Source organism: Nonomuraea sp. NPDC051191, from assembly GCF_044455665.1.
Taxonomy (GTDB): domain Bacteria; phylum Actinomycetota; class Actinomycetes; order Streptosporangiales; family Streptosporangiaceae; genus Nonomuraea.
The window spans coordinates 143,618-168,175 of sequence record NZ_JBITEZ010000009.1 but is presented as its reverse complement, the minus strand read 5'-3'; the positions used below and the strand labels follow the sequence as shown (position 1 = coordinate 168,175).

Below are 24,558 nucleotides of genomic sequence, written 5' to 3'. Positions count from 1 at the left end.
AACCACCCATGGAACGTCGTGACATCCTGCGCGTCACCGGTTTAGCGGCTGTCGGCACCGTCCTGGCGGCCAGGCCCGCGCTCGCCGAGCCGGACAAGAAGCCCAAGGACGAGGTGCAGGCGGTCGGCACCGTCGCCGAGCTGCTCGCCTTCGAGGCCGCCAAGCTGGCGGACGGCACGCTGGCGCAGGTCGCGGGCTATCTCAAGCCGGGCGACGGCGGCGGCAAGCTCGTGCGGTGGGACGCGGCCTCCACGTCCGCCGCCAACGGCGGCACCGTGCTCGGCTCCGCGCCGAAGGGCCGCTGGATCCAGCTCCACGACGGCTGCCTCGACTTCCGGGCCTTCGGCGTCTTCGACGACAGGACGCCCGCGGACGCCGCCCTGGAGGCCATGGTCAACGACCCCGCCGTCTCCAGGATCGAGGCCCACAGCGACCTCAACTTCGTCAAGCGGCACAAGTTCCAGCGCTCCGGCCTGGTGCTGGACTTCGGCGGTCACACGATGCGCACCGTGGGCATCGAGAAGGCCGGCCAGGACGACCCGTTCGCGGCAGTCATGTTCTTCCGCGGCAAGGTCACCTCGACCACGGTCACCCACAAGCTGGGCGCCGCGGTGCCCGACCTGTCGGACGTCTTCGAGGTCGCCGACTCCGCCGCCTTCAAGGTCGGGCAGTGGTGGAGCGCCGAGGTCAACGCGCTGTCCGGCCGCTGGGAGCGCGAGCTGCAGAAGCTGGTCGAGATCACCCAGATCGTCGACGGCACGCACATCCGGGTGAACTACAAGAACGGCTGGGAGCTGGCCGCCGGCCGGACGATCACCTGGACGCTCGTCGAGCCGGTCGAACGCGTGCACGTGCGCAACCTGCGCTTCGAGGGCGTCGCGGACGGCGACCAGTACACCGGCTCGCACCCGCTGGCCTACGAGTACGCCGTCCACTGCGACGTCGAGGGCCTCCACGGCACGGGCACGTTCTGGCCGCTGATCATGCGGCGCTGGGCCACCCACTTCCGCACCGAGCGCTGCACCCTGAAGAACCCCGCCAGCGTGACCTGGGGCGGCGCGGGCTACCTGACCCAGCAGATCTACTGCCTGTACGGCCACGTCCGCGACTGCCACACGGCCAACGCCCGCCACCTGAACGACTTCACCGCCAGCGCCTACTGCTACGTGGAGAACTGCCACGGCGACGGCGACGACCAGGGGCCGTTCGTCACCCACGGCCAGTACGAGCACGACCTGACCTACACCGGCAACTCGGGCCTGATGACCTTCGCCAACTCCGGCGCGGCCTGGGGCTCGGCGGCCAAGCGCATCACCGTGCGCAAGCACGTCTGCTCGTGGTTCGTGGCCCGGGTGAAGATCACCGACCTGACGCTGGAGGACCTCCAGGTCATCGGCAAGCCGTCGCTGGAGGGCTCGGGCATGATCTGGGTCAACGCCGACGGCGTGCAGATGCGCGGCTGCTCGGCCAGCCACACGCTGATCGTCTCCCAGCAGTCGAAGTTGTCGCGCCGTCCCAACCTGATCGAGGGCTGCGTCTTCACCGTCCCGGCCAAGAGCGAGATCGTCCAGGCGAACGTGACCGCGCCGGTGCACGTCAGCCGCACCACGTTCCACGGCCTGAACGGCAACGCCTTCAACGGCGCGGACCTGCGCCTGTCCGGCTCCACGCTGAACGGCGCCGAGGGCGCGGCACCGCTGGTCCTCGCCGGGTCGGTGTCGCTGACCGGCTGCACGGTCAAGAACGTGGGCCTGGCCGCCGCCGGCAAGGCCGACCAGCGCGTCCGCCTCGACGGCGGCACCGAGCTGGCCGAGGCCGGGCTGTCGCGGGTGGACGGCGCCGGGCTGGTCTCCTGGCAGCTCGCCGGGGTCCGGAGCCAGAACGCCGGAGCCCACGTCCAGCTCGACTCCGGCAGGAACCGTTACGCGGCGACCGGCTGCCAGTTCGGCGGCGGCCGCCTGTCGATCAAGGCCTTCGAGGTGGTCCAGCACACGGGCAACGTCGAGGAGGGCGTCGCCAGGGAGCTGCCGGCCGACGGGCCGAAGGTCCTTACCTCGGGAAATCTGGTGATTTAGGTGCGTAAAGTAACGCTGGCCGTCGCGGGGGCGGGCAACCGGGGGCAGACCTACGCCTCCTGGATCGCCGCCCACCCCGACCGGGCGGAGCTGGTCGCCGTGGCCGACCCCGACCCCGTCCGCCGGGCCAGGCTGGCCGGGCCCGGGGTGCGCGAGTTCGGCGACTGGCGCGAGCTGCTGCGCGAGCGGGTGGCCGACGCCGTCGTCCTGTCCACCCAGGACCGCCTGCACGTCGAGCCCGCCATCGCCCTGGCGCGGGCGGGCTACGCGCTGCTCCTGGAGAAGCCCATGGCGCCGACCGAGCAGGAGTGCCGCGAGATCGTGTCGGCCGTCGGCGGGACGGGCGTGCTGCTCGCCGTCTGCCACGTGCTGCGCTACACGCCCTACACCGCGCTGGTGAAGGAGACCGTGGACAGCGGGGTGCTCGGCGAGGTCATGAGCGTCGAGCACCTGGAGCCGGTCGGCTGGTGGCACCAGGCGCACTCCTACGTGCGCGGCCCCTGGCGCAGCGAGCGCCTGGCCAGCCCGATGCTGCTGGCCAAGTCCTCCCACGACCTGGACTGGCTGGCCTACGTCACCGGGCTCAGGATCGAGAAGGTCGCCAGTTTCGGTTCGCTCGGCCACTTCAGGCCCGAGCGGCGACCGGCGCAGGCCGCCGACCGCTGCCTCGACTGCGTGCTGGAGCCCGGGTGCCCGTACTCGGCGCCGCGGCTGTACCTGAACCGCGGCTACGACTGGCCGACCAGCGTCCTGGGCGAGAACGAGGAGCAGGTCATGGACGCCCTGCGCACCGGCCCGTACGGCAGGTGCGTGTACGCCTGCGACAACGACGTGGTCGACCACCAGGTGCTCGCCATGGAGCTGACCGGCGGGGCGACCGCGACGTTCACCATGACCGCCTTCACCGAGCAGACCCACCGCCAGACGAAGATCTTCGGCACCCACGGGCGGCTGATCGGCGACGGCGAGTCGGTCGAGGTGCTCGACTTCCGCGACGGCCGCAGCACCCGTCGCGACGTCACCGAGACCGGCTCGAACGCCGGCGACGGCCACGGCGGCGGGGACGACGGCGTGATGGACGCCTTCGTCACCGCGCTGGCCACCGGCGACCCCGCACACGTGCGCTCGGGCCCCACCGAGTCGCTCCACAGCCACCTCGCGGTCTTCGCCGCCGAGAAGGCCCGGCACAGCGGCACGGTCGTCACCGTGCCGGCATCCTAGGAAGGAACGATCATGCGACTGCGCGCGCTGGCCGCCGCTGCGGCCGCCCTCGGCACCCTGACCGCCTGCGGCGGCGGCTCCGGAGGCGACGAGAAGCAGACCGTGACCATGTGGATCTACCCGAACATCGCCGACCAGACCAAGCACCAGGCGTTCTGGGACGAGCAGACCAAGGCGTTCGAGGCGGCCAACCCGAACATCGACGTCAAGGTCGAGATCTACCCGTGGGCCAAGCGCGACGAGGCGCTGTCCACGGCGATCGCCGGCAACAAGGCGCCCGACGTGGTCTACCTCATCCCCGACCAGCTCCCCAAGTACGGCAGGACGCTGGAGCCGGTGGACGCCTACCTCGCCGACAAGGCCGACTACCGGGACAACGCCCTGAAGTCGGTCACCATCGACGGCAAGGTCATGGGCGCGCCGATCCTCATGTCGGCCAACCCGCTGGTCTGCAACCAGAAGGCCTTCGACGCCGCCGGTATCACCGAGTTCCCCAAGACCTGGAACGACGTGCTCACCCTGGCCCCGAAGTTCAAGGCCAAGGACGTGGACGTCACCAACTACTGGGCCGACCCCGCCGCCACCCTCAACCAGTCCTTCTACCCGCTGCTGTGGCAGGCGGGCGGCGACGTGTTCAGCCCTGACGGCAAGTCGGCGGCCTTCGGCGGCCCCGAGGGCGTCAAGGCGCTGACGTTCCTGAAGAACCTGGCCGACGGCGGCTTCGTGGAGAAGGACCTGCTGACCGGGCTGCCCAAGTTCGAGCAGACCAGGACCGCGCAGAACAAGGTGGCCTGCACCTGGCAGCAGCTCCCCGCCGACGTCGAGTCGTTCTGGGGCAAGGAGAACATCAAGGTGCTGCCGCCGCTGACCGACGCCAAGCAGGTCGCCTACGGCACCGTCGGCTCGCTGTCCCTGCTCAAGGCCTCCGACAACAAGGAGGCGGCGGGCAAGTGGATCGGCTTCGCCACCGGCGCGGCCCCGAGCAAGGCCTACGACCTGGCCTCCGGCTACTTCTCCCCGCGCAAGTCCACCGGCTCGCTGTACGCGGACGACCCGGTGCAGGCCGAGGTGGAGAAGGCGCTCGACCTGACCACGGCCGGGCCGCTGCACGAGAAGGCGCGTGACGTGATGGGCGTCCTGGCTCCCGAGATCCAGGCCGCGCTGATCGGCAAGAAGACGCCCGAGCAGGCGCTCGCCGACGCGGCCAAGGCCGCGGACGCGCTGCTGGGTGGCTGATGGCGGCGATCGACGTCAGGCGGTGGGAGGCGCGGACCGGACTGCTGTTCGTCCTGCCGTGCCTCCTGCTCTTCCTGCTGTTCCGGTTCGGCCCGTCCGTCGCCGGGGTGCTGCTGGGGTTCTTCGACTCCTCCATCGGCGCCAGCCCGGAGTGGACCGGCGTGGACAACTACCGGCGGATGGCCGCCGACCCCATCTTCTGGGAGTCGCTGCGCATCACGCTGATCTACACGATCCTGTACGTGCCGGCCTCGATGGCGGCCTCGGTGGGCATGGCGCTGCTGGTGCGCCGCGCCTTCCGCGGGGCCGCGTTCTTCCGCTCGGTCTTCTTCCTGCCCGTCGTCACCAGCCTGGTCCTGGCCGGGACGGTCTTCACCTGGCTGTTCTCCTCCGAGGGGCCGATCACCAAGCTCACCGGGCAGTCCTGGCTGGCCTCCACCACGCTGGTCATCCCGGCGCTGGTGATCGTCTCGGTCTGGTCCAGGTTCGGGTACGGCATGCTGATCGTCCTGGCCCGGCTCCAGGACCTGCCGCGGGAGCTGGAGGAGGCCGCGCTCACCGACGGCGCCTCCACCTGGCAGCGGTTCCGCTACATCGTGGCCCCGCAGCTGCGCCCCGCGCTGTTCTTCGTCGCCGTCATCGAGACGACCAACTCCTTCCAGGTGTTCGACCTGGTCTACGTGATGACCGGCGGCGGCCCGGCGCACGGCAGCTTCACGCTGGTCATGGCCCTGTACGAGCAGGCGTTCAAGAACTTCGACTTCGGCTACGCCAGCGCCATCGGCGTCGCGCTGTTCGTCATGACCCTCGTGGTCGCGCTGATCCAGCGCCTGATCATCGGGAGGTCGAAGTGACGAAGTATCGCTCGTACAAGGCGCTGGAGCCGACGAGGGGCGGGAAGGTCGTCAGGTTCGTCCTGCTGGCCGTCGCCACGCCGGTCACGCTGTTCCCCTTCTACGCGATGGTCGTGCTGTCGCTGAAGCCGGGCACGGCCGTGACGTTCCCGGAGAGCATGCTGCCCTGGCCCGTCGACTTCGGCGCCTACGGCGAGGTGCTGGGCGGGCGCGACCTGGTCACCTGGACGGTCAACACGCTGATCTACTCCGTGGTCAGCGTGGTGGCCGTGCTCCTGCTGGCCTCGCTGGCCGGGTACGCCTTCGCCAAGAAACGGTTCCCCGGCCGCGAGCCCATGTTCTGGTCGTTCCTGGCCATGGTCATGGTGCCCTACCACGTGACGCTCATCCCGACCTTCATGCTCATCGCCGAGCTGGGCGGGGTGGACACCTACTGGGGGCTGATCCTGCCGACGCTCGCCAACGCGCAGGCGGTCTTCCTCATGCGGCAGTTCATCATGGGCCTGCCGGACGAGCTGTTCGAGGCGGCCCGGCTCGACGGCGCCTCCGAGTGGCGGATCTTCATCAGGATCGTCCTGCCGCTGTGCAAGCCGATCCTGGCCACGCTGGGCGTCTTCGTCTTCCTGTGGCACTGGAACGACCTGCTCTGGCCGCTCATCATCGGCGGCGGCGCCGACATGCGCACCCTGACCGTGGGCATCGCCTCCCTGCAGACGGAGAACGTGCCGCTCAGCGTGGTGCTGGCCGGGGCCACGGTCGCGTTCGTACCGATCTTCGCCGCCTACCTGGTCGGCCAGCGCTATTTCACCGAAGGAGTCACGATGTCGGGGATCAAGGGTTGATGTTCACCTCCGTCGACGAACTGGAAGAGCGCCTCACGCGGCCGTCCGAGTCGCTCGTGGCCGACCTCGCCGCCGGCTCCGGCGACCTGGTCGTGCTGGGCGCCGGGGGCAAGATGGGGCCCACGTTGTGCCGCCTGGCCCGGCGCGGCCTGGACGCCGCCGGGCGCGGCGCCGACCGCGTCTTCGCCGTCTCCCGCTGGTCCGACCGCGCGGCCGCCGGCGCCCTCGCCGCGCACGGCGTGGACGTCGTCCCCTTCGACCTGCTCGACGGCGACCTGGGCACGCTGCCCGACGCCGGGGACGTGGTCTTCATGGTCGGGGCGAAGTTCGGCACGTCGGCCGCGCCGTACCTCGCCTGGGTCGTCAACGCGGCCCTGCCCGCCCGCGTCGCCGACAGGTACGGCCACGCGCGCGTCGCCGCGTTGTCCACGGGCAACGTCTACCCGCTGGTGCCCGTCTCGTCGGGCGGCAGCGCCGAGGGCGACCCGGTCGGGCCGGTGGGCGAGTACGCGATGAGCTGCCTCGGACGCGAGCGCATCTTCGAGCACGCGGCCGCCACCCGCGGCACGGCCGTGACGCTCGTCCGCCTCAACTACGCGGTGGACCTGCGGTACGGCGTGCTCGCCGACATCGGGCAGCGGGTGCTGTCCGGCGCCCCGGTGGACGTGACGACCGGCCACGTCAACGTGGTCTGGCAGGGCTACGCCAACGAGGTCGTGCTGCGCTCGCTCGCCCACGCCACGTCGGGCACGCCGTTCACGCTGAACCTGACCGGCCCCGAGACGGCCTCGGTGCGCCGGGTGGCCGCCGCCTTCGGCGCGCGTCTGGGCACGCCGGTGTCCTTCGAGGGGTCCGAGGCCGCGACGGCGCTGCTGAACGACGCCACCCTCTGTCACCGGCTCTTCGGCTACCCGGACGTCCCGCTGGGCACGCTCGTCGACTGGCAGGCCGCCTGGCTGTCCGCCGGCCTGCCGACGTCGGGCAAACCCACCAAGTTCGCCGTACGAGACGGGAGATTCTGATGCTCACGCCGAATGCCGCGCTGTCGCGCCTGCGGGCGGGGACCGTCATCCCCGCGCACCCGCTCGCGCTGACCGCGGACCGGACGCTGGACGAGCGCCGCCAGGCCGCCCTCACCCGGTACTACCTGGCGGCGGGCGCCGGCGGCCTGGCCGTGGGCGTGCACACGACCCAGTTCGAGATCCGCCGGGCGGGGCTGCTGGAGCCGGTCCTCCGCCTGGCCGCCGACGTGAGCCGTGAGTCCGCCCGGCGGTCTTCCGGGGAGCCGCCGGTGCTCGTCGCCGGGGCGTGCGGCCCGACCGCGCAGGCGGTGGCCGAGGCCGAGCTGGCCGCCTCCCTCGGGTACGACGCCGTGCTGCTGTCGCCGGTCGTGCCGGGCGCCTCCGAGGGCGACCTGCTGGCGCGGGCCGCGGCCGTGGGCGAGGTGCTGCCGGTCGTCGGCTTCTACCTGCAGACGGCCATCGGCGGGCCGGTGCTGTCGCGCGGCTTCTGGCGGGCGCTGGCCGACCAGCCGTCCACGGTCGCGGTGAAGGTGGCGGCGTTCGACCGCTACCGCTCGCTGGACGTGGCGCACGGGGTGGCCGCCTCCGACCGGGCCGACCAGGTCGCGCTGTACACGGGCAACGACGACCACATCATCGGCGACCTGCTGGCCGAGCTGCCCGGCGGGGCGCGCTTCGTCGGCGGGCTGCTCGGCCAGTGGGCGGTCTGGACCCGGGCGGCGGTGGCGATGGCCGAGGGCCTGCGCGACGACCCGGCGCCGTGGTGGGGCCGGGCCACGGCGCTCACCGACGCCAACGCCGCCGTCTTCGACGCCGCCAACGCCTTCGCCGGGTGCATCGCCGGCGTGCACGAGGTGCTGCGCAGGCAGGGCCTGCTGGCGGGCACCTGGTGCCTCGACCCCGCCGAGGGCCTGTCCCCCGGCCAGGCCGAGGAGCTGACCCGCGTCAGCGCCGCCTACCCGTGGCTGACCGACGACGACTTCGTGGCGGAACACCGCGATGCCTGGCTCTCCTGACTCCCCCGTGCGCGTCCTGGTCAGCGTCCCGCCGGGGTTGCGTGCGCAGTTCTTCCCCGATCCCGCCGCCCTGACCGCCCTGGGGGACGTGCGGCTGATCGACGACCACCGCGCGCTGCCCGAGGCGCTGCCCGGCACCGAGGTGCTGGTGACGTCGTGGGGGGTGCCGCCGCTCACCGCCGAGCTGCTCGACCGGGCGCCTGGGCTGCGGCTGGTCGCGCACACCGGGGCGACGGTCAAGCCGTTCGTCACCGGCGAGCTGTGGGCGCGCGGCGTCCGGGTGACGCAGGCGGGCGCGGGCATGGCGCGGTCGGTCGCGGAGGTGGCGCTGACCTTCACGCTGGCGCTGCTGCACCAGGTGCACCGCTTCGACCGCGCCCTGCGCGGCGGCCTGCCGTGGGAGGAGGCCGAGCGGGCGCCGGCCAGGCGGGAGATCCTCGGCTGCCCGATCGGCGTCATCGGCGCCTCCAGGACCGGCCGCGCCTACCTCGACCTGGTCCGCGCCCTCGGCGCCGAGGTCACCGTGGCCGACCCGTACCACGAGGGCGCCGTCGAGCTGGACGAGCTGCTGTCCACCAGCCGGATCGTCGCCGTGCACGCCCCGGCGCTGCCGGAGACGCGCCACCTGCTCGGGGCGCGGGAGCTGGCGCTGATGCCCGACGGCGCCGGGCTGGTCAACACCGCCCGGTCGTGGCTGGTCGACGAGGCCGCCCTGCTGGCCGAGCTGCGCACGGGACGGCTGGACGCGGCGATCGACGTCTTCGACGAGGAGCCGCTGCCGGTCGGGCACCCGTTCCGCGGGCTGCCGAACGTACTGCTCACCCCGCACCAGGCGGCCGGCACCGACTCGGGCCGGGCCCGCCAGGGCAGGCTGGTGGTCGAGGAGATCTCCCGGTACGCCGGCGGCGTCCCGCTGGAGCACGAGGTGACGCCGGAGCACCTGGGGAGGATGGGGTGACGCCGCTGCGCACCGCCCGTCCCGGCGACCGCGAGGCGCTCCACGCGCTGTGGGCCGCCTGCTTCGACGCCCCGCACGTGGTGCCCCTGTACGAGACCGACCCCGGCCGGTACGGCAGGACGTTCGTGACCGGCGACGTGTCGGCGTGCGTGTACTACCTGCCGCGCCGGGTCCACGACGGCCTGGGCGGCGAGGTGCTGGTGGGCGGGGTGGCCAACGTCGCCGCCCATCCGTCGGTGCGCGGCCGGGGGCACGTCCGGCGGCTGCTGGCGATGGCGGCCGAGGCGATGGCGGCCGACGGCTGCGCCTGGTCGCTGCTGTTCACCGGCACGCCCGGGGTCTACAAGGAGTGGTCCGTCTTCGAGCTGCGGACCGTGTCCGGCCCGCTGCGCCGGCCCGCCGCGGGCGGGCGGAGGTTGCGCGGGCTCGCCGCGGGTGACGCGGCCCTCCTGCGTGACCTGTACGACCGGCACAACGCGCGGCGTCCGCTGACCGCCGTGCGGGACGAGGCGCACTGGCGCGACCGGCTGCCGATCTGGTACGGCGACCCGGTCGAACTGCTGGCCGGGGACGCCGGGTACGCCGCCGTCCGGTGGGAGGGCGGCGTGCTCGACGTGCTGGAGGTCGCCGGGGACGTGCCCGAGGTGCTCTCCGCCCTGGCCGCCGAGGCGGAAGCCAGGGGCGTCGGCACCGGCAGGGCCAGGCTGACCTGGGACGACCCGGCCCTGCCGCACCTGTTCGCGAGCGTCGTCCCGGAGCGGGACCGCACGGGGATGGCCCGCGCGGTCCTGGGCGACCCGGCGCCCGTGGTCGGCGCGGCGAACGCCGCCCACTGGCCGGCCGACTACTTCTGACAGCCGAGGCTCATCCGGACATGCGGAAGTCGTACCGGGGTGGGACGGGCTCGCCGGGGTGGACGGCCAGCCAGAGCCGGTCGAGGGAGACCTCGCCCTCGCGCAGGTCGTCGACGCGGATGCCCTCCGCCAGCAGGCGGCGCAGGCGGTCGTCGTCGCCGGTCGCGTGCGCGGCCCTGGCCTCGGCCAGCCGGATCCGGCCGTGGTCGCGGTAGGGCAGCTCCTCGATCAGGGCGAGCGCCGCCTCGCACCGCCCGGCCACGAGCAGGGCGTCGAGGGTCTCGACGGCCAGTTCCCGCAGGTCCGGGCGCAGCCGGTGGGCTTCGAGCAGCAGGTCGGCCGCCTCCTGCGGCGACGCGGCGAGGAAGGCCAGGACACGCAGCGCCCATGGGGTCCTCCGCGCGCCGACGGACAGCTCGCAGGCGTCACGGGCCGCGTCGTCCTCACCGTCGGCCAGGCGCATCAGGGCCAGGTGGTAGTACGCGTGCCAGTCGTCCGCGCTGCCCTCCAGCGCCTCCCTCCAGCGCCGGCCGATGATCGGGGGCGCGGGCGGGTCGCAGACCGGCAGCCGGCCGGTGGCCAGTAGGTGCCCCCAGGGCTCCTGTGCGGGGCCCGGCGGCGGGAAGCCGTCGAGTCCCTCCAGCCCGCCCCAGCCGGAGCCCTCGGCCAGCCACTCCTCGGGCGGCCCGAAGGACGCCGCCTCCCCGAGCGCCTCGTCCAGCCGGGCGGGAGGGACGAGCCGTTCCAGCGCCTCGGCCGTCGCCGCGCACGCCTCCCGCCAGTTCCCGTGCGCGGCCGCCGCGTCGACGTCGAGCCGGCCGTACGCCTCCACCCAGGACCAGGTCGCGCCGCCGGGCATCGGCAGGTGCTCCAGCTGGGTCCTGGCGAGCCCGGCCTGGATCTCCAGGTACGGCGAGCCGGGGCCGGACAGCCACTCCTGCCACTGCCGGCCGCCGGCCGTGGCCCCCCAGCAGAACAGCTTGCGCCCGCGCAACCTGCCGGTGGAGGTCTGGACGAGCCCCGACCCGGCCTCGTCCAGGGCCGCGATCCAGCGGCGCTCCCCCTCGGGCAGGTCCAGGAAGTAGTCGGCCGCCCGGACGGCCCGCGCCGGGTAGCTGCGGTCGGCCCCGTCCGCGCCGTCCGCGCCCGGGAAGTCCACGTGCCGCAGATCGCTCACGTAGTCGAAGTGGAAGGCGCGCTCGGCCGGGCAGAGCACCCGGCTCCCCGCGCTCTCCGGGACGGCGATGTTGGACCACCAGTAGACCGGCGTGACCTGGTCGGCGGGGTTGTGGAGGGAGACGTGCACGTAGAGCACCGGCGACCCGGCGGGCAGCCAGGCGTCGATCCGCACGATCAGCCGCCGCAGCCGCTCGAACTCGAACATGCGCAGCACCGGCGTCCCGTCGGCGGCGGTGGCCCGGACCGCGTGCAGCGGCTCGCAGGTCAGCGGCCAGTGCCCGGTCGTGCCCAGGTTCCACTCCACCCCGCCGGCGACCCACGCGTCCCGCAGGGCGAGGTTGGCGGGCTGGAGGATCGGGTTGCGGTGCAGCAGCTCCCGGCCGCTGGGCCGGTGGACGAGGGACCACAGGCGCCCGCCGTACCCCGGCAGGAACGTGGCGGTGAGCAGGTCGTTCTCCAGGACCACCGTGGGCAGCTCGCGCTCGGCGCGCTCGCGGCCATACCCCCACTGGCGGGTGTAGGGCAGGAGCGAGCGCGGCCGGCCGTAGGCCAGGTTCCGGCGCATCTCGTCGTCGACGCCCACGCCGTCCCCGGTGGTGGGGGGCACGCCGGTCAGGATCGGCAGCGTCCCGGAGACCGGGTCGGCGGCTCCCTCGATCCGGAGCAGTCCCTTGCGCAAGGAGGTCATGGCGTCACCTCTGCGGTCAGTTCAGAGGTCAGCCCGAAAGTCAGCACGGCGCCGCCCGGCAGCACCGGACGTACCGTGAGCGTGTGCGCCGAGCCCGGCGCGAGCGCGGCGAGCTTCGCCTTGGTCTTGTTCGCCGGGACGCGGGCGACCTCGGTGTCACCGTCGAAGACGGCGTAGCCGGTCGCGATCGGCGACCTGGGCCAGGCGAGCCGCACCGAGTTCTGCTTCTTCGTGACGGTGAGCTCGGCGCCGTCGGCCCACGGGCGCGGCACCTCGACGACGAAGGCGTCGACGATGGCGATCCGTCCGGTGTCGGCGGCGCTCTGCCTGTTGACGACGCGGATCGTGTGCTCGCCCAGCTTCAGGCCGCTCGCCCGGAACACCCGCTGCTGCCCCTGCCGGACCGGGCCGTAGCAGTCCGCCGAGGCCCGCAGCTCGCCGTCCACGTAGAGGTCGACGACCCCCATGTCGGTGTAGCGCTCGGTGAGGAAGCTGATGCCGGTGCCGGTGAAGGTGAGCTCGGCGTAGTCCCCCTTCTCGGTGGAGTAGTGCACGTCGTCGCCGTAGTCGCCGAGTCCGCGGCCCCGGTCCACGCCGAAGGCGCCGGAGTACGTCACTCGCGGGTCGTCGTCGTTGACGTGGGTGAGGAGCAGCGCGGGGTCGGTGACGGTCAGCGAATAGCCGTCCGAGAGGCCGTCGTAGATCGCCGTGATGGTGGTCGATCCCCAGGACGCCGCCTTCACCACGCCGTGCGCGTCCACCGTGGCGACCGACGGGTCCGAGCTGACGTAGGTGACGCCGTCGGAGACCGGGGTGCGGCTGCCGTCGGCGTGCACGGCCTCGGTGGTGATCGTGGCGGTCTGGCCGGCCTTGAGCGCGGTGGCGCCGGTCGCGACGAGCGCCTTGGTCGCGGCGGTGCCCGCGGTGACGGTGAACGCGTCGAGCAGCAGGCCCGTCCCCTCGGCGACGATCCGGAACGTGTGCGCGCCCGCGGTGAGCTTCACCCAGGTGCCGACGGTCGTGAAGTGGCCGTCGCCGCCGGTGTCCGGCACGTGCACCGGGTACCGGTCGCCGTCGACCTCGAAGCGGAAGGAGGTGGCCTTCCCGGACGCGGCGGTGAACGCGACCCGGTAGAGCCCGGTGTGCGGCGCGAGGACGTTCTCGTAGCGCAGGTAGTCGCCCTCGTCCACGTGGCCGACCGCGCGCACGGGGCCGTCGGCGCCCTGGTACGTGCCGACGACGACGCCGGTGTCGGCCCCCTTCCAGGCCCATTCCTGGCCCAGGTTCCACTGCATGGTGTAGTGCTCCGCCTCGATCGTCTGCTCGGCGGCGCCCTGGAGGTCGAAGCGCATCCGGTTCCACACGATGTTGGAGTGGGCCTCGGTCCACACCACCTTGATCGAGTGGGTGCCGGCGGTCAGCGGGAGGACGAAGTCCTCCGTCCGGACACGGTTGACGCCGCCCGTGTCGCGCAGGCTCAGCCCGCCCGACACGTCGGTCCCGTCGACCTCGACCCGGAACGTCAGCGGGTCGGCGTTGACCGTGGAGTACTGGAACTGCAGCAGGTAGTCGCCGCTCGCGGGCACCTCGACGTCGTCGTACCGCAGCCAGTCGCCGGTGTCGACGACCGAGACGCCGGGGGTGCCGTCGTCGCTGACCGCGTCCTCGGCGGCGAGCCAGACGCCCTCCTGAGCGGTGGGCTTCTCGGCCTGGATCGTGATCGACTCGGGCCGCTCGCGGGTGAACCGCATCCAGTTCATGAAGAACCAGCGGCCGTCCTCGCGGATGATCCGGATCGTGTGGCGGCCCTCGGGAAGGGTGAGGTCGCGTTCGACGGTCCGGTAGACGTTGTAGCCGCCGGAGTCCGGCACGGTGACCGTGCCCAGCGCGTCCCGGCCGTCCACCTCGACCCGGAAGCGGTTGCCCTGCTCCGACGACACGCGGAACTCGGCCCGGTAGGTCCCGCTCGCGGGCACCACGACGTTGTCGTACTCGGCCCACTCACCGGCCTCGTCCAGGTAGACCGAGCCGAAGCCGCCCTCGGGCGGCGCCTCGACGCCGTACGCGCCCTTGGCCTCGGTGTAGTCCTCGTTCTCGATCCTGAACTGGGTGAGCGGCCCGGCGAGCGCCGCCGGACGCGTGACCTCGGGCACGACCTTGATCGTGCCGATCGGGTACACCTTGCCGGCGCCGTCCGGCATGGCCAGCTCGATGCGCGGCTTGCCGTCGGCGCCGAGCATGGCGACCCCGACGTCGTAGGTTCCGGCGGGGACGCCCGCGGGCAGCGTGAACGCCGAGCGCAGTTCGCGCACGTCCCCCTTGAACCACTTTGTCTGGTCGAGCGAGTCGTCGGTGTCACGCCACACCACCTCGCCCGTGGCACGGTCGGTGAAGCGCACCTCCAGCGGGTACTTGCGCGGGCTGAAGCCGACGCCGTTGTTGGTCCAGGTGTGGGCGAGCGTGAACCGGCCACCGGCCGTGACCTGCGAGTCGTACGTCGCCCGCGGCATGACGAACCGGTAGCCGGAGTAGCGCCCGAGCGTCGTGAACCACTCGCCGTACGCGTCCTTCATCGCCTGCCATTGCGCGAAGCTGGTGTTGTTGATGCCCTGGAGGTTCGAGTGGTAGGCCTCCAGCGCGTTCTTGACGACGAGCCGCGGGTTGTTCAGCATGATCCCGCTGTCCCAGCCCGCGCCCTCCGAGACCTGGATGAGGTCACGGCGGAGCTTGCGGTTGATCCACACGCTCTCGCTGCCGGTGCCGTACTGCATCCACGGGAACGCGCTGTTCACCGTGTCGGACCGCAGGCCCCAGTTCTCGTTGCGGGCGGCCTGGTCGTAGCCGAACGCGACGTACCGCTTGGCCTGGGTGTCGGCGTCGGGGTCGGTCGCGACGACGTCCGCGCCGGGGTTCGGCATCATGACCATCGTCCGGGTGAAGGCGTCGGCGTAGATGTCGATGATCGCGCGCAGCGTCTTCGAGCGGGTGGCGTTGTCGGGCCAGGGGAAGTTCATCGCGTCGTTCCAGCCGGACCACTCGCCGAACAGCGCGAAGGCGCGCAGGTCGACCCAGGCCATCCCCGGGTTCGTGTCGTAGCGGGCCGCGAAGGCGCCGACCGCCTCCTTGAGCTCGGCGAGGTAGATCGGGTCGTGGTAGATCGGCTGCCGCGACTTGTAGACCGTGTTGTACGGCGCGAGCCGGAACCCCGCGCCGAGCTTGTCGAAGAGCCAGGCGGGCGGGTACTCGTAGGCGAAGACGCTCGGGTCGTTCTCGATGTCCGGCGCCTCGGACATGAGGAGCTGGAACTCCACGGTCTTGCCCTGCTCGACGATGCGCTTCATGAACGCGTCCAGGCGGTCCCAGGTGAAGGCGTCGTCGTCGGGCTCGAAGTCGGCCCACGCGATCTGGAGCCGTACGACGTCCGCCTCGTCCGGGATCTTCTCCTTGCCGTCGATGAACGCGGTGATCGCGGGGTCGTCGGCGAAGACCCAGCCGCGTTGGCCCGCGGGCTTGGGCGAGTTGATGTCGAAGGCGGTGCCGGTGTACGGGTTGCCGTGCAGCACCTCGTGGGTGTCGGTGAAGGTGACCGTCGTGCGGGGGGCCGGGGTCTCGGCGACCGTCGCGGCGGCGGCGTGACCGGGCACGACGGCCAGGGCCGCGGCGACCACTACGGACAGGGCGGCGCCGAGCAGGCGGCTGCTCATCGGTTCTCCATCTCAAGGCGCACGGGGGCCGTCTCGGTCAGCGACCGGTACGCCGCCTCGACCAGCGCGACGGTGCGGTAGCCCGCCCTCGCGTCCGGCTGGCGGGCCTCGCCGGTGCGCACCGCGTCGAGGAAGGCGCGGATCAGCAGGTCGTCCAGCGGCGCGCCGTACCCGGCGGCGACCGCGCCGCGGCTGTTCCAGCCGGTCAGGACGCCGGCGAAGGGCGCGATCTCGGCCACACCCTCGGTGCCGACGACGGTCAGCGTGACCAGGTCGCCGGCGTTGGGCCGGCCGGGCGGGCGCGACCAGGAGCAGTCGATCGACGCGATGGCGCCGTCGCGGTAGAGCAGGGAGACGAGCCCGGCGGTCTCGACCGGTGCGGCGGCGCCGTTCTGCCCCGGGTTCGGGATCGTGTTGGCGATGGCGTACACCTCGACGGGGTCCTCGTCCAGGAGGTCGGCGAGCAGGTCGGCCACGTGCACGACGTGGTCGGTCAGGGCGCCTCCGCCGCTGCGCGCCGGGTCGACGAACCAGTCCCGGGTGGTGGGTACGCCGCCGCAGTTCGTGGCCGCGATGGAGACGATCCGGCCGAGGTCGCCGTGTCGTACCGCCGCGCGCAGTTCGGCGTAGGCGGGGGCGAACCTGACCGGGAACGCCGTCATCAGCACGGTGCCCGCGGCGCGGGCGGCGCCGAGCATCTCGGCCGCGTCCGCGAGCGACGTCGCCAGCGGCTTCTCGCACAGCACGTGCACGCCCTCGGCGGCGGCGCGGACCGCGAGCTCGCGGTGCCTGACGTTCTCGGCGCAGATCACCACGCCGTCCGGCCGCCAGGCCCAGAGGTCCTCCTCGGTCTCGAACCAGCCGATGCCGAGCTCGTCGGCGAGCGCACGGCCGCCGAGCTCCCCCGAGGGGCGGTCGGCGTGGCCGGCGTCGCACGCCGCGATCTCGACGTCGCCGGCACGGCGCAGCGCGGCGGCGTACTCGGTCGCGTGCAGGTGGGCGAAGGAGAGGATTCCGATCCTCATGCGGCAGAAACCTCTTCCTTGGTGGGCTGAAGGTCGACGGGCAGGCCGGCGGCGGCCGAGCGGGCCACGGCGTCGGCGATGCGCATGGCCTCAAGGCCGTCGAGGGCGGTGACCCTCGGCGCTGCGCCGGTCGCGATGGACCGCATGAAATCCGCCAGTTCGGCGCGATAGGGGCTGGTGAGCGGGGAGAAATCGGGAAGGAGGTCCGCGCCGGGCTCGGCACGCCCCTCGTAGCGGAAGGCGCGGCGCTCGGCGGAGTCGCCGTGCAGGACGCCGTCGGACCCCGCGACCTCGAACTGCGTCCGGAACTCGATCGGAGCGGTGGTCCAGGTGGCGGTGAGCACCGAGATTCCGCCCCCGGCATGCGTCAGGAACGCCTGCGTGCTCTGGCTGCCGTCCACGACGTTCGTCCGGGCGAACACCCGCTCGACGTCGCCGCCGATCCAGCGGGCGACGTCGATGTCGTGGATCATGAGGTCGAGGAGCACGCCGCCCGAGCGGTGCTCGTCGAGATACCAGCCGCTCTGCGGGCTGCGTCCCTGGCGGGTGTGGCGTTGCACGCCGACGCGGCCCACGTCGCCGCGCGTCACCGCGCGCCACAGCTCCTCGTACTCGGCGAAGTACCGGACGACGTGGGCGGGGAAGAGCGGCACCCCGGCCGCGGCGAACCGCGCGACGAGGTCCTCCGCCTCCCCGAGTGTGCGGGTCAGAGGTTTCTCGCACACCGTCGGGAGGCCGTGCTCAAGGGCGGCGAGCGCCAGTTCACGGTGGGTGTGCGTCGGCGTGCAGATGTCGACGACGTCGGCCGCGCCGAGCAGTTCCTCCAGGCCGGCCACGGACCGCCCGCCGCCGTGCCGGGCGATGAGCCGCTCCGCGTCGTCGGCGACGGAGAAGACCACGACGTCGTAGCCGAGGTCGAGCCAGGCCGGCAGATGCGCGTTGGCGATGCCGCCCGCGCCGATGAGTCCGACCGTTCCGTGCATGGGGTGACCATCCGTTTCCGCGCGATTGTCAGTCATTTGCCGATGCCTTGCGTCATGCCGTTGACGATGCGGCGGCCGAACCAGAGGTAGATCACGATCATGGGGAGCACGACGATGACGACGCCGGCGAAGAGCCCGCCCCAGTTCGAGGTGTATTGCATGTTGGAGTAGAAGTTGAGCAGCGCGACGTTCAGCGTCTGCATGCGCTGGTTGGGCACCAGCATCAGCACGATCACGGTCTCGTTCCACAGGCTCAGCACGTTCAGCACGGCCACGGTCGTGATGCCGGGCCTGGCGAGCGGGACCATGATCCGCCAGAAGGTCCTGAACGGCGTCGCGCCGTCCAGGGCCGCGGCCTCCTCCAGCTCGCCGGGCAGCGACCGGAAGTAGCCGATGAGCACGAAGACGCTGAACGGCAGGCTCAGCACGACGTAGAAGAGCGCGACGGTGACGCGTGGATCCCACGCCCCCGTCACCCAGTCGATCATGAACCTCGACAGGCCGACGCCGATGAGCACCATGGGCACGGCGAACGCCTGGAACGGGATGCTCATGCCGACGGCGAAGAACGTCGCGACCGGCCCGCTCGACCGGCCGCCCAGCCGCGCCACCGCGTAGGCCGCCGGGATGCTGAGCCCCATGATGAGCGCCACCGAGACGGTCACCAGGACCACCGAGTTGAGCGCGGCGGCCCCGAGCCCCGAGTCCGACCAGGCGGTGGCGAAGTTCTCCCACATCCAGGTGTCGGGCATCCCCACGGGGTTCGCGAAGATCGACCGTGAGGTCTTGACCGAGTTCAGCATGACCCAGACGACCATGGCGACGTTGAAGAGCACCCACAGCCAGAGACCGGCCCTGATGAGCACGATCAGCGAGGCGCCGAAGACGTCGGCCGGGCGTCGGGCGGAGCCGGTCATGACCACTCCAGCCGGTCGCGCCGCTGGATGCGGCGGGACAGCACGATCAGCCCGACGGTGATGGCCGTCATGACCACCCCGATGGCGGCCGCCTCGCCGAGCTGCGCCATGCCGCCGACGCGTCCGCCCGTGACCCGCAGGTACTGCTCGACGGCGAGGGTCCTGGCCTCCGGCGGAGGGGTGCCCGCCGTGCCGACGAAGGCGATGACGATCTCGAACGTCTTGATGCCGGCGATCGCCCAGAGGGCCGCGGCGATCGCGATCATGTCCCGGGTCAGCGGCAGGGTGACGTACCTGAACTGCTGGATCAGGCCGGCGCCTTCGATGCGGGCCACCTCGTACAGGCTCGGGGGGATCCCGTCCACCGCGGACATCACCAGGACGACGTAGAAGCCGGCCGCGCTCCACACGACCCCGGCCGTGATCACCCGGAAGATGAGCTCGGGCCCGAGCCAGGGCTGGCGCAGCGCGTCCAGGCCGGCCAGTCCGAGGACGCTGTTCACCATGCCCTTCGGGTTGAACAGGAACGAGACCGCGAGACCGACGGCGATCGGTGAGATCATGAACGGCAGGAAGACGGCCGACCGGATGAAGGCGCCGGCGCGAGCGGTGCGCAGCGCGACCATCGCGGCGACCGCGACGAGGAAGAGCGCCGCCCCGACGATCAGCGTCAGCAGGACGGTGTTCAGGAACGACGACAGGAACATCCGGCTCGACAGGAGTTCGGCGTAATTGGCGAGGCCGACCCAGGAGAACTCGGTGCCCAGCCCCGACCACTCGGCGAAACTGAGCACGACGCCGAAGACCGACGGCACGACGAAGAAGAGCAGGTAGGCGATCAGTGCCGGCAGCAGCAACGGGAGGTACAGCCGGCGGCGCTCGACGTGCAGGGCGCCGCCGTCGGCCGCCGCCCGCCCTCGGCGTGCCTTGGGCCGCGCCATGGTGTCCGCGACCACTATTCGCCCAGCTCGGCGGTCTGCGCCTTGCCCTCGGCCAGGAACTTGGCGGCGTCGATCGAGCCGCCGACGAGCTTGTCGTCGAGCGGGAGGAAGACGTCGTTGAACCACTTGGGCGCCACGGTGGCGACGCCGTCGAAGTCGAGGCTGACCGCCGTCGCGGTGCGGATCGACTCCTGGATCGAGGTGAGGGCCTCGGGGGCCGGGGAGTCGGCGCGCGACGGGATGTTGTCGGCGTCGGTCGCGATGCGGTCGATGTACTTCTTCTGCATCGCGAAGGCCAGGAAGTCCGCGACCGCCTGCCGGCTCTTCGACTTCGGGTTCATCCCCCAGCCGAGCGCGCCGATCGTGACCGCCGAGCCCTTCGAGGCGTCCACCGGCGGCAACGAGATGATGCGCGCCTTGACCGCCGGGGCGCGGAGCGAGGCCGTCTCGCTGCCGAGCCAGGTGCCGTTCAGGTTGAAGGTGTGGTCGCCGGCCGCCCACGCGTTCTGCGCGTCGGGGAACTTCGTGGCCATGTGGTCGGGCTGGAAGAGCCCGGCCTCGACGAGCGATTCGAGCTCGGTCGCGGCCCGCTTCACCTCGGGACGGTCCCAGGCGCCGGGGTCCTCGGCGAGCTGCCGCAGCGCGCCGGGGCCCGCCGTCGAGAGCAGCAGCTGGTAGAGCCAGAACGCGTTGTAGGAGTTGACCGTGCCGTCGAGCGCGATCGGCCGGCGGCCCGCGGCCTTCTCCTTGCCCGCGACGGCGAGGAAGTCCCCGAAGGTCTTGGGCGGGGTGGTGGCGAAGTCGGGGTAGCGGGCGGCGTCGTACCAGAGGCCCACGGAGAAGACGCTGTGGGGCACGAACCCGTAGCCCTTGTCGTCGCTGATCGCCTTCAGCACGCTCTTCGGCAGGACCTGCTCGATCGCGGCGTTCTCGCCGGGGATCTTGGTCTTGAAGACGTCCGCCATGTCGCCGAGCGCGCCGGCGGCGCGGAACTCGGCGGTGTGGTCGATCGCCGTGTCGAAGAGGTCGGGGCCCTCCCCGGTCGCGATCGCGTTCTTGATCTGCTCTTCCTGGGCCTTGCCGAGCCACTGCACGTCGACCTTGCGCCCGGTCTCCTTGGCGTAGTCGGCGATGATGCTCTCGAAGAGCGTGGCCTGCGGGGTGCCCTTGGCCCACTTTCCCCAGTAGACCAGGGGTTTCGCGTTCGAGTCCGGCGAGGCGCCGGAGGGCTCGCCGCCTTGGAGCTTCGTGCCGCACGCGCTCAGGACGAGGAGCGCGCTGACGACGGCCGTGACGCGGATGCTGTTGCGCATTGCTGTTCCCTTCTGGGGGCAGGCGTCTACGGGGTGCCGTGCGACGCGAGGCGGGACTGCGCTGCGCAATAATAAAGACAGTTTCTGTATTAATGGAAGAGGCTGACCCGTGCTCCGTGCGTCACCCGACGCCGCAGGAATCGAGAGGGTTGTGGATGAGTGTGCTGTTCGGACGTGAGCAGAGCCCGCTGCGCCGCGCCGGAGACCAGTCGCGGCTACGGCGCCTGAACTCCCTGGCCGTGATCGAGGCGATCCGGCGGGAGCCGCTCACCATCCCCATGGTCGCCCAGGCCACGGGGCTCTCGAAGACCGCCGCGGACTCCGTCGTCGCCAACCTCGTCACGCTCGGCTGGGCCGTCCCGGTCGAGCCGCTGGCCCCGACCGGCGCCGGTCGGCCGGCCAGCCGCTACCGCTTCCGGGCCGAGGCGGCGGTCGTGGTCGGCATCGACCTCGGCCAGCACACCACCAGGGCCGAGATCGCCGACCTGAACGGCGAGGTGCTGGCCGCGGGGGCGGTCGCCTCGTCCGTCTCGCAGGCCCCCGGCGATCTCGTCGCCGCCGCCGTGCGGGTCGTCGACCGCCTGCTCGCCGAGCAGGGGCGCGGGCGGGCCGAGGTCTGGGCGATCGGCGCGGCCGTGCCCGCCGTGGTCTACCAGGACGTCATCACCAAGGGGGCGGCGGGCTGGGCCGGCTTCAGCGTGCGCGCGGCGCTGGAACCGCACTTCGAGTGCCCGATCGCGGTGGAGAACGACTCGAACCTGGCCGCGTTCGCCGAGGCGTGGAAGGGCAGCGCCACCGACGCGACCTCGACGATCTACGTGCACTCGGGCAACCGCACGGGGGCGGGGCTCGTCCTGAACGGCATGGTCGTCCGCGGCGCGAACGGCGCGGCCGGCGAGATCGGCGCGCTGCCGCACCTCGGCTGGGAGCACGCCCAGGAGTTCCTGCACGACGTGCGGCTCGCCGACGGACGGCGGCTCAACCGCGAGGAGGTGTTCGCCGCCGCGGCCGACGGCGAGGCTCCGGCCGTCCAGGCGGTCGACCGGTTCAGCGGGGAGATCGCGATCGGCATCGCCGCGCTCGTGCTCGCGATCGACCCCGAGATCGTCGTGGTCGGCGGCGGCAACGCGCGTGCCGGCGACACCTTCCTGGAGCCGCTCCGCCGGCACGTCGAGGCCCTGTGCACGGTACGGCCGGCGCCGCCGATCGTGCCCTCGACACTGAAGGAACGCGGGTCGATCACCGGCGCGGCCGGGCTGGCCGCCAACACCGTCCTGGAGCAGCTCTACGCGGTGGCCTCCGGCGGGCAGACGCTGTCCAGCACCGACGTCCCGCCGTGGCGGTGGACCACGGCGCCGGGCGGTGCCGGGGCGTGACGCCGTCTCGCCCTTCAGGACAGACATCGGATGAATCTGCGCACAGCTCTTGCCGATGTCACGGAGATCGGGCTACGTTTCCTCCAATCTCTCCCCCGCTTTGGAGTGGCCATGGCCCGCTTACGTCGACTTCTCGCCGTCTCCATGCTCAGCATCATCGGATGTCTGCCTGCTCCCGCCCAGGCAGCGACAGACGGCCCTTATGAGCCGACCGTCGAATCGTTGAACAGTCATCCGACCCCCAAATGGTTCAACAACGACAAGTTCGGCATCTTCCTCCACTGGGGGGCGTACTCCGTCCCGGCCTGGGGCCCGCGCGGCAGTTACGCCGAGTGGTACTGGTACTACATGAACTCCCCCGGCAACGCGACCAACAGCTACCACCGGGACACCTACGGCCAGGACTTCTCCTACGACCGCTTCGCCGAGCAGTGGAAGGCGGAGAAGTTCGACGCCGCCGACTGGGTCAAGCTCTTCAACGACGCCGGGGCCAAGTACTTCGTCCTCACCTCCAAGCACCACGAGGGCGTCGCCCTGTGGGACAGCAAGGTGAGCGAGCGCGACACGATGGCGATGGGCCCGAAGCGGGACCTGGCCAAGGAGCTGTTCACCGCGGCCCGCGCCGACGGGAAGCTGCGCGCGGGCTTCTACTACTCGCTCATGGAGTGGTACAACCCGCTGTTCACCGGTCAGCCGGCGACCAACCCGTACACCGGTCAGCCCGTGCCGTATACCGGGGCTCCGCAGAGCGGCGACTACGTCAAGGACTACATGCTCCCGCAGATGCGCGAGCTGATCGACGGCTACGACCCCGACATCCTGTGGTGCGACGGCCAGTGGGACCGTTCGGCCGCCCAGTGGCAGACCGCGGGGGTGATCGCCGACTACTACAACCAGGCGGCCAAGAAGGGCAAGGAGGTGGCGGTCGCCAACCGGTGCAAGATCGAGAGCGGCGCGCTGGAGAGCCACGAGCTGGACTTCCAGACGCCCGAGTACTCCGTCAAGCCGGACATCGACCCCGTCAAGTGGGAGTCCAGCCGCGGCATCGCCCACTCCTACGGCTACAACCAGAACGAGCCCATCGAGGACTACCTGACCTCCGACCAGCTCGTGGACTCCTTCGTGGACATCGTCAGCAAGAACGGCAACCTGCTGCTGGACGTGGGCCCGAAGGCCGACGGCACCATCCCCGAGGTGCAGCGCGAACGGCTGCTGGACATGGGCTCCTGGCTGAAGGTCAACGGCGAGGCCATGTACGGCACCACGTACTGGAACCGGGCCGAGGAGAAGGGCGGCCCGGACGACCTCCGGTACACCGTCAAGGACGGCGTGCTCTACGCGACCGCGCTGAAGTGGCCGGGTGAGCAGCTCACCCTGGGCGCGGACGTCCCGGCGGGCCCCGGAACGCGGATCACGCTGCTCGGCTCCGACGGCGGCCCGCTGCCGTGGCAGCGCGACGAGCAGGGCCGGGTGGTCGTCACCACCCCCGCCGAGACCGGGCAGTACGCCTACTCCTTCAAGATCGAGACGCCCGGCGTGTCGGCCCTGCCGCGCTTCGGCACCGACCTGCCCGAGCAGGTGCAGGCCGGTGAGACCGTCACCGGCAAGGTGACCGTCACCAACCCCGGCGCCACGACCCTGCGCGCGGCCTCGCTGGCCCTCACCGCGCCCGAGGGCTGGACGGTGACCCCGGCGACCAGCCGGATCGGCCACCTGGCGGCCGGGGCGAGCGCCGAGGTGCCCGTCACCGTGACCGTGCCGGCCGGTGCCCAGCCCGCGGCGCTGGCGATCCAGGCGACGCTCAAGTCCGGACGCCTCCGCGCGCCGTACTCGATGCCCGTCTCGGTGGTCCTGCCCAACCTGGCCGAGGGCAAGCCGGCCACCCAGCAGAGCACCGGCTACGACGCCCCGGCCTCGCGGGCCGTGGACGGCAACACCGACGGGAGCTTCTGGAGCGGTTCGGTCACCCACACCGCGGAACCGGCCAAGGAAGCCTGGTGGCAGGTCGATCTGGGAGCCTCGGCCGACCTGGACAGCGTCGAGATCTGGAACCGCACCGACTGCTGCGCCGACCGGCTGCGGGACTACTGGGTGATGTCCTCCGAGCGGCCGATCACCGCGGACGGTCTGGAAGCGGCCCGCACGACACCGGGCGTGACCGCCGTGCACGTGCAGGAGCAGGCCGGGCGGCCCAGCACGATCAGGCTGCCCGCCGGCACGACCGGGCGGCACGTGCGCATCCAGCTCTCCTCGGCCACCAACCCCCTGGCCCTGGCAGAGGTACGGGTGAGAGGCCGCTAGCGAGACGGCGGACCACAGGGCGCCGATCGCCGTGCGGGTGCGCGGCGGTCGGC

18 protein-coding genes are annotated in these 24,558 nt (G+C 71.9%); 11 read left to right on the top strand and 7 right to left on the bottom strand.

Translation table 11 applies throughout. The features are described 5' to 3' along the window. The first annotated feature begins 8 nt into the window (after window positions 1-8). From ACIA8R_RS26260 to ACIA8R_RS26220, 9 genes are read left to right on the top strand one after another with little or no spacing between them, the layout of a single operon-like run. Complete coding sequence (locus ACIA8R_RS26260) at window positions 9-2,075, top strand: hypothetical protein (RefSeq protein WP_364100906.1); 2,067 nt, start codon at window positions 9-11, stop codon at window positions 2,073-2,075. After that, on the top strand, window positions 2,076-3,296 hold the full coding sequence (locus ACIA8R_RS26255) for a Gfo/Idh/MocA family protein (protein WP_397040912.1): 1,221 nt from the start codon (window positions 2,076-2,078) through the stop codon (window positions 3,294-3,296). A 12-nt stretch (window positions 3,297-3,308) separates the two neighbouring features. After that, window positions 3,309-4,532 (top strand): ABC transporter substrate-binding protein, encoded by a 1,224-nt coding sequence (locus ACIA8R_RS26250; RefSeq protein ID WP_397040910.1) that lies wholly within the window; start codon window positions 3,309-3,311, stop codon window positions 4,530-4,532. Beyond that, window positions 4,532-5,386, top strand: coding sequence for a carbohydrate ABC transporter permease (locus ACIA8R_RS26245; RefSeq protein WP_397040909.1), 855 nt, complete (start codon window positions 4,532-4,534; stop codon window positions 5,384-5,386). Before ACIA8R_RS26250 ends, ACIA8R_RS26245 begins: the two co-directional genes overlap by 1 nt. Further along, window positions 5,383-6,228 (top strand): carbohydrate ABC transporter permease, encoded by an 846-nt coding sequence (locus ACIA8R_RS26240; protein ID WP_357700508.1) that lies wholly within the window; start codon window positions 5,383-5,385, stop codon window positions 6,226-6,228. Before ACIA8R_RS26245 ends, ACIA8R_RS26240 begins: the two co-directional genes overlap by 4 nt. Further along, entirely contained in the window at window positions 6,228-7,250 is a 1,023-nt protein-coding gene (locus ACIA8R_RS26235; protein WP_357700506.1) for an NAD-dependent epimerase/dehydratase family protein, read from the top strand. The genes ACIA8R_RS26240 and ACIA8R_RS26235 overlap by 1 nt, the downstream gene beginning before the upstream one ends. Further along, window positions 7,250-8,266 (top strand): dihydrodipicolinate synthase family protein, encoded by a 1,017-nt coding sequence (locus tag ACIA8R_RS26230; protein ID WP_397040907.1) that lies wholly within the window; start codon window positions 7,250-7,252, stop codon window positions 8,264-8,266. Before ACIA8R_RS26235 ends, ACIA8R_RS26230 begins: the two co-directional genes overlap by 1 nt. After that, window positions 8,250-9,224 carry a hydroxyacid dehydrogenase gene (locus tag ACIA8R_RS26225; protein ID WP_397040905.1) on the top strand — a complete coding sequence of 325 codons (975 nt, stop codon included), beginning with the start codon at window positions 8,250-8,252 and terminating at the stop codon, window positions 9,222-9,224. The genes ACIA8R_RS26230 and ACIA8R_RS26225 overlap by 17 nt, the downstream gene beginning before the upstream one ends. Continuing rightward, window positions 9,221-10,078 carry a GNAT family N-acetyltransferase gene (locus tag ACIA8R_RS26220; protein ID WP_397040904.1) on the top strand — a complete coding sequence of 286 codons (858 nt, stop codon included), beginning with the start codon at window positions 9,221-9,223 and terminating at the stop codon, window positions 10,076-10,078. The genes ACIA8R_RS26225 and ACIA8R_RS26220 overlap by 4 nt, the downstream gene beginning before the upstream one ends. A 10-nt stretch (window positions 10,079-10,088) precedes the next feature. Here the strand turns inward: ACIA8R_RS26220 and ACIA8R_RS26215 are convergent, their stop codons facing one another. The 7 genes from ACIA8R_RS26215 to ACIA8R_RS26185 are packed head-to-tail and all read right to left on the bottom strand — an operon-like array spanning window position 10,089 to window position 20,828. Next, window positions 10,089-11,945: a DUF5107 domain-containing protein gene (locus ACIA8R_RS26215; RefSeq protein ID WP_397040902.1), complete on the bottom strand. Its 1,857-nt coding sequence runs from the start codon at window positions 11,943-11,945 to the stop codon at window positions 10,089-10,091. After that, a complete protein-coding gene (locus tag ACIA8R_RS26210; RefSeq protein WP_397040901.1) occupies window positions 11,942-15,649 on the bottom strand; it encodes a carbohydrate-binding protein in 3,708 nt (1,235 codons plus the stop codon). The genes ACIA8R_RS26215 and ACIA8R_RS26210 overlap by 4 nt, the downstream gene beginning before the upstream one ends. After that, entirely contained in the window at window positions 15,646-16,674 is a 1,029-nt protein-coding gene (locus tag ACIA8R_RS26205) for a Gfo/Idh/MocA family protein (protein ID WP_397040899.1), read from the bottom strand. Before ACIA8R_RS26205 ends, ACIA8R_RS26210 begins: the two co-directional genes overlap by 4 nt. Beyond that, window positions 16,671-17,657 carry a Gfo/Idh/MocA family oxidoreductase gene (locus tag ACIA8R_RS26200; RefSeq protein ID WP_364100880.1) on the bottom strand — a complete coding sequence of 329 codons (987 nt, stop codon included), beginning with the start codon at window positions 17,655-17,657 and terminating at the stop codon, window positions 16,671-16,673. The genes ACIA8R_RS26205 and ACIA8R_RS26200 overlap by 4 nt, the downstream gene beginning before the upstream one ends. A gap of 32 nt (window positions 17,658-17,689) precedes the next feature. Next, window positions 17,690-18,574 (bottom strand): carbohydrate ABC transporter permease, encoded by an 885-nt coding sequence (locus ACIA8R_RS26195; protein WP_357700491.1) that lies wholly within the window; start codon window positions 18,572-18,574, stop codon window positions 17,690-17,692. Then, window positions 18,571-19,530 carry a carbohydrate ABC transporter permease gene (locus ACIA8R_RS26190; protein WP_397040897.1) on the bottom strand — a complete coding sequence of 320 codons (960 nt, stop codon included), beginning with the start codon at window positions 19,528-19,530 and terminating at the stop codon, window positions 18,571-18,573. The genes ACIA8R_RS26195 and ACIA8R_RS26190 overlap by 4 nt, the downstream gene beginning before the upstream one ends. After that, window positions 19,530-20,828 carry an ABC transporter substrate-binding protein gene (locus ACIA8R_RS26185; RefSeq protein ID WP_397040896.1) on the bottom strand — a complete coding sequence of 433 codons (1,299 nt, stop codon included), beginning with the start codon at window positions 20,826-20,828 and terminating at the stop codon, window positions 19,530-19,532. Before ACIA8R_RS26185 ends, ACIA8R_RS26190 begins: the two co-directional genes overlap by 1 nt. A gap of 155 nt (window positions 20,829-20,983) precedes the next feature. On the opposite strand from ACIA8R_RS26185, the gene ACIA8R_RS26180 reads away from it, so the two are divergent. Both ACIA8R_RS26180 and ACIA8R_RS26175 read left to right on the top strand, forming a co-directional pair. Next, entirely contained in the window at window positions 20,984-22,204 is a 1,221-nt protein-coding gene (locus tag ACIA8R_RS26180) for an ROK family protein (protein ID WP_397040894.1), read from the top strand. 30 nt (window positions 22,205-22,234) lie between these two features. After that, window positions 22,235-24,505 carry an alpha-L-fucosidase gene (locus tag ACIA8R_RS26175; protein ID WP_397040892.1) on the top strand — a complete coding sequence of 757 codons (2,271 nt, stop codon included), beginning with the start codon at window positions 22,235-22,237 and terminating at the stop codon, window positions 24,503-24,505. The last annotated feature ends 53 nt before the right edge of the window (window positions 24,506-24,558 follow it).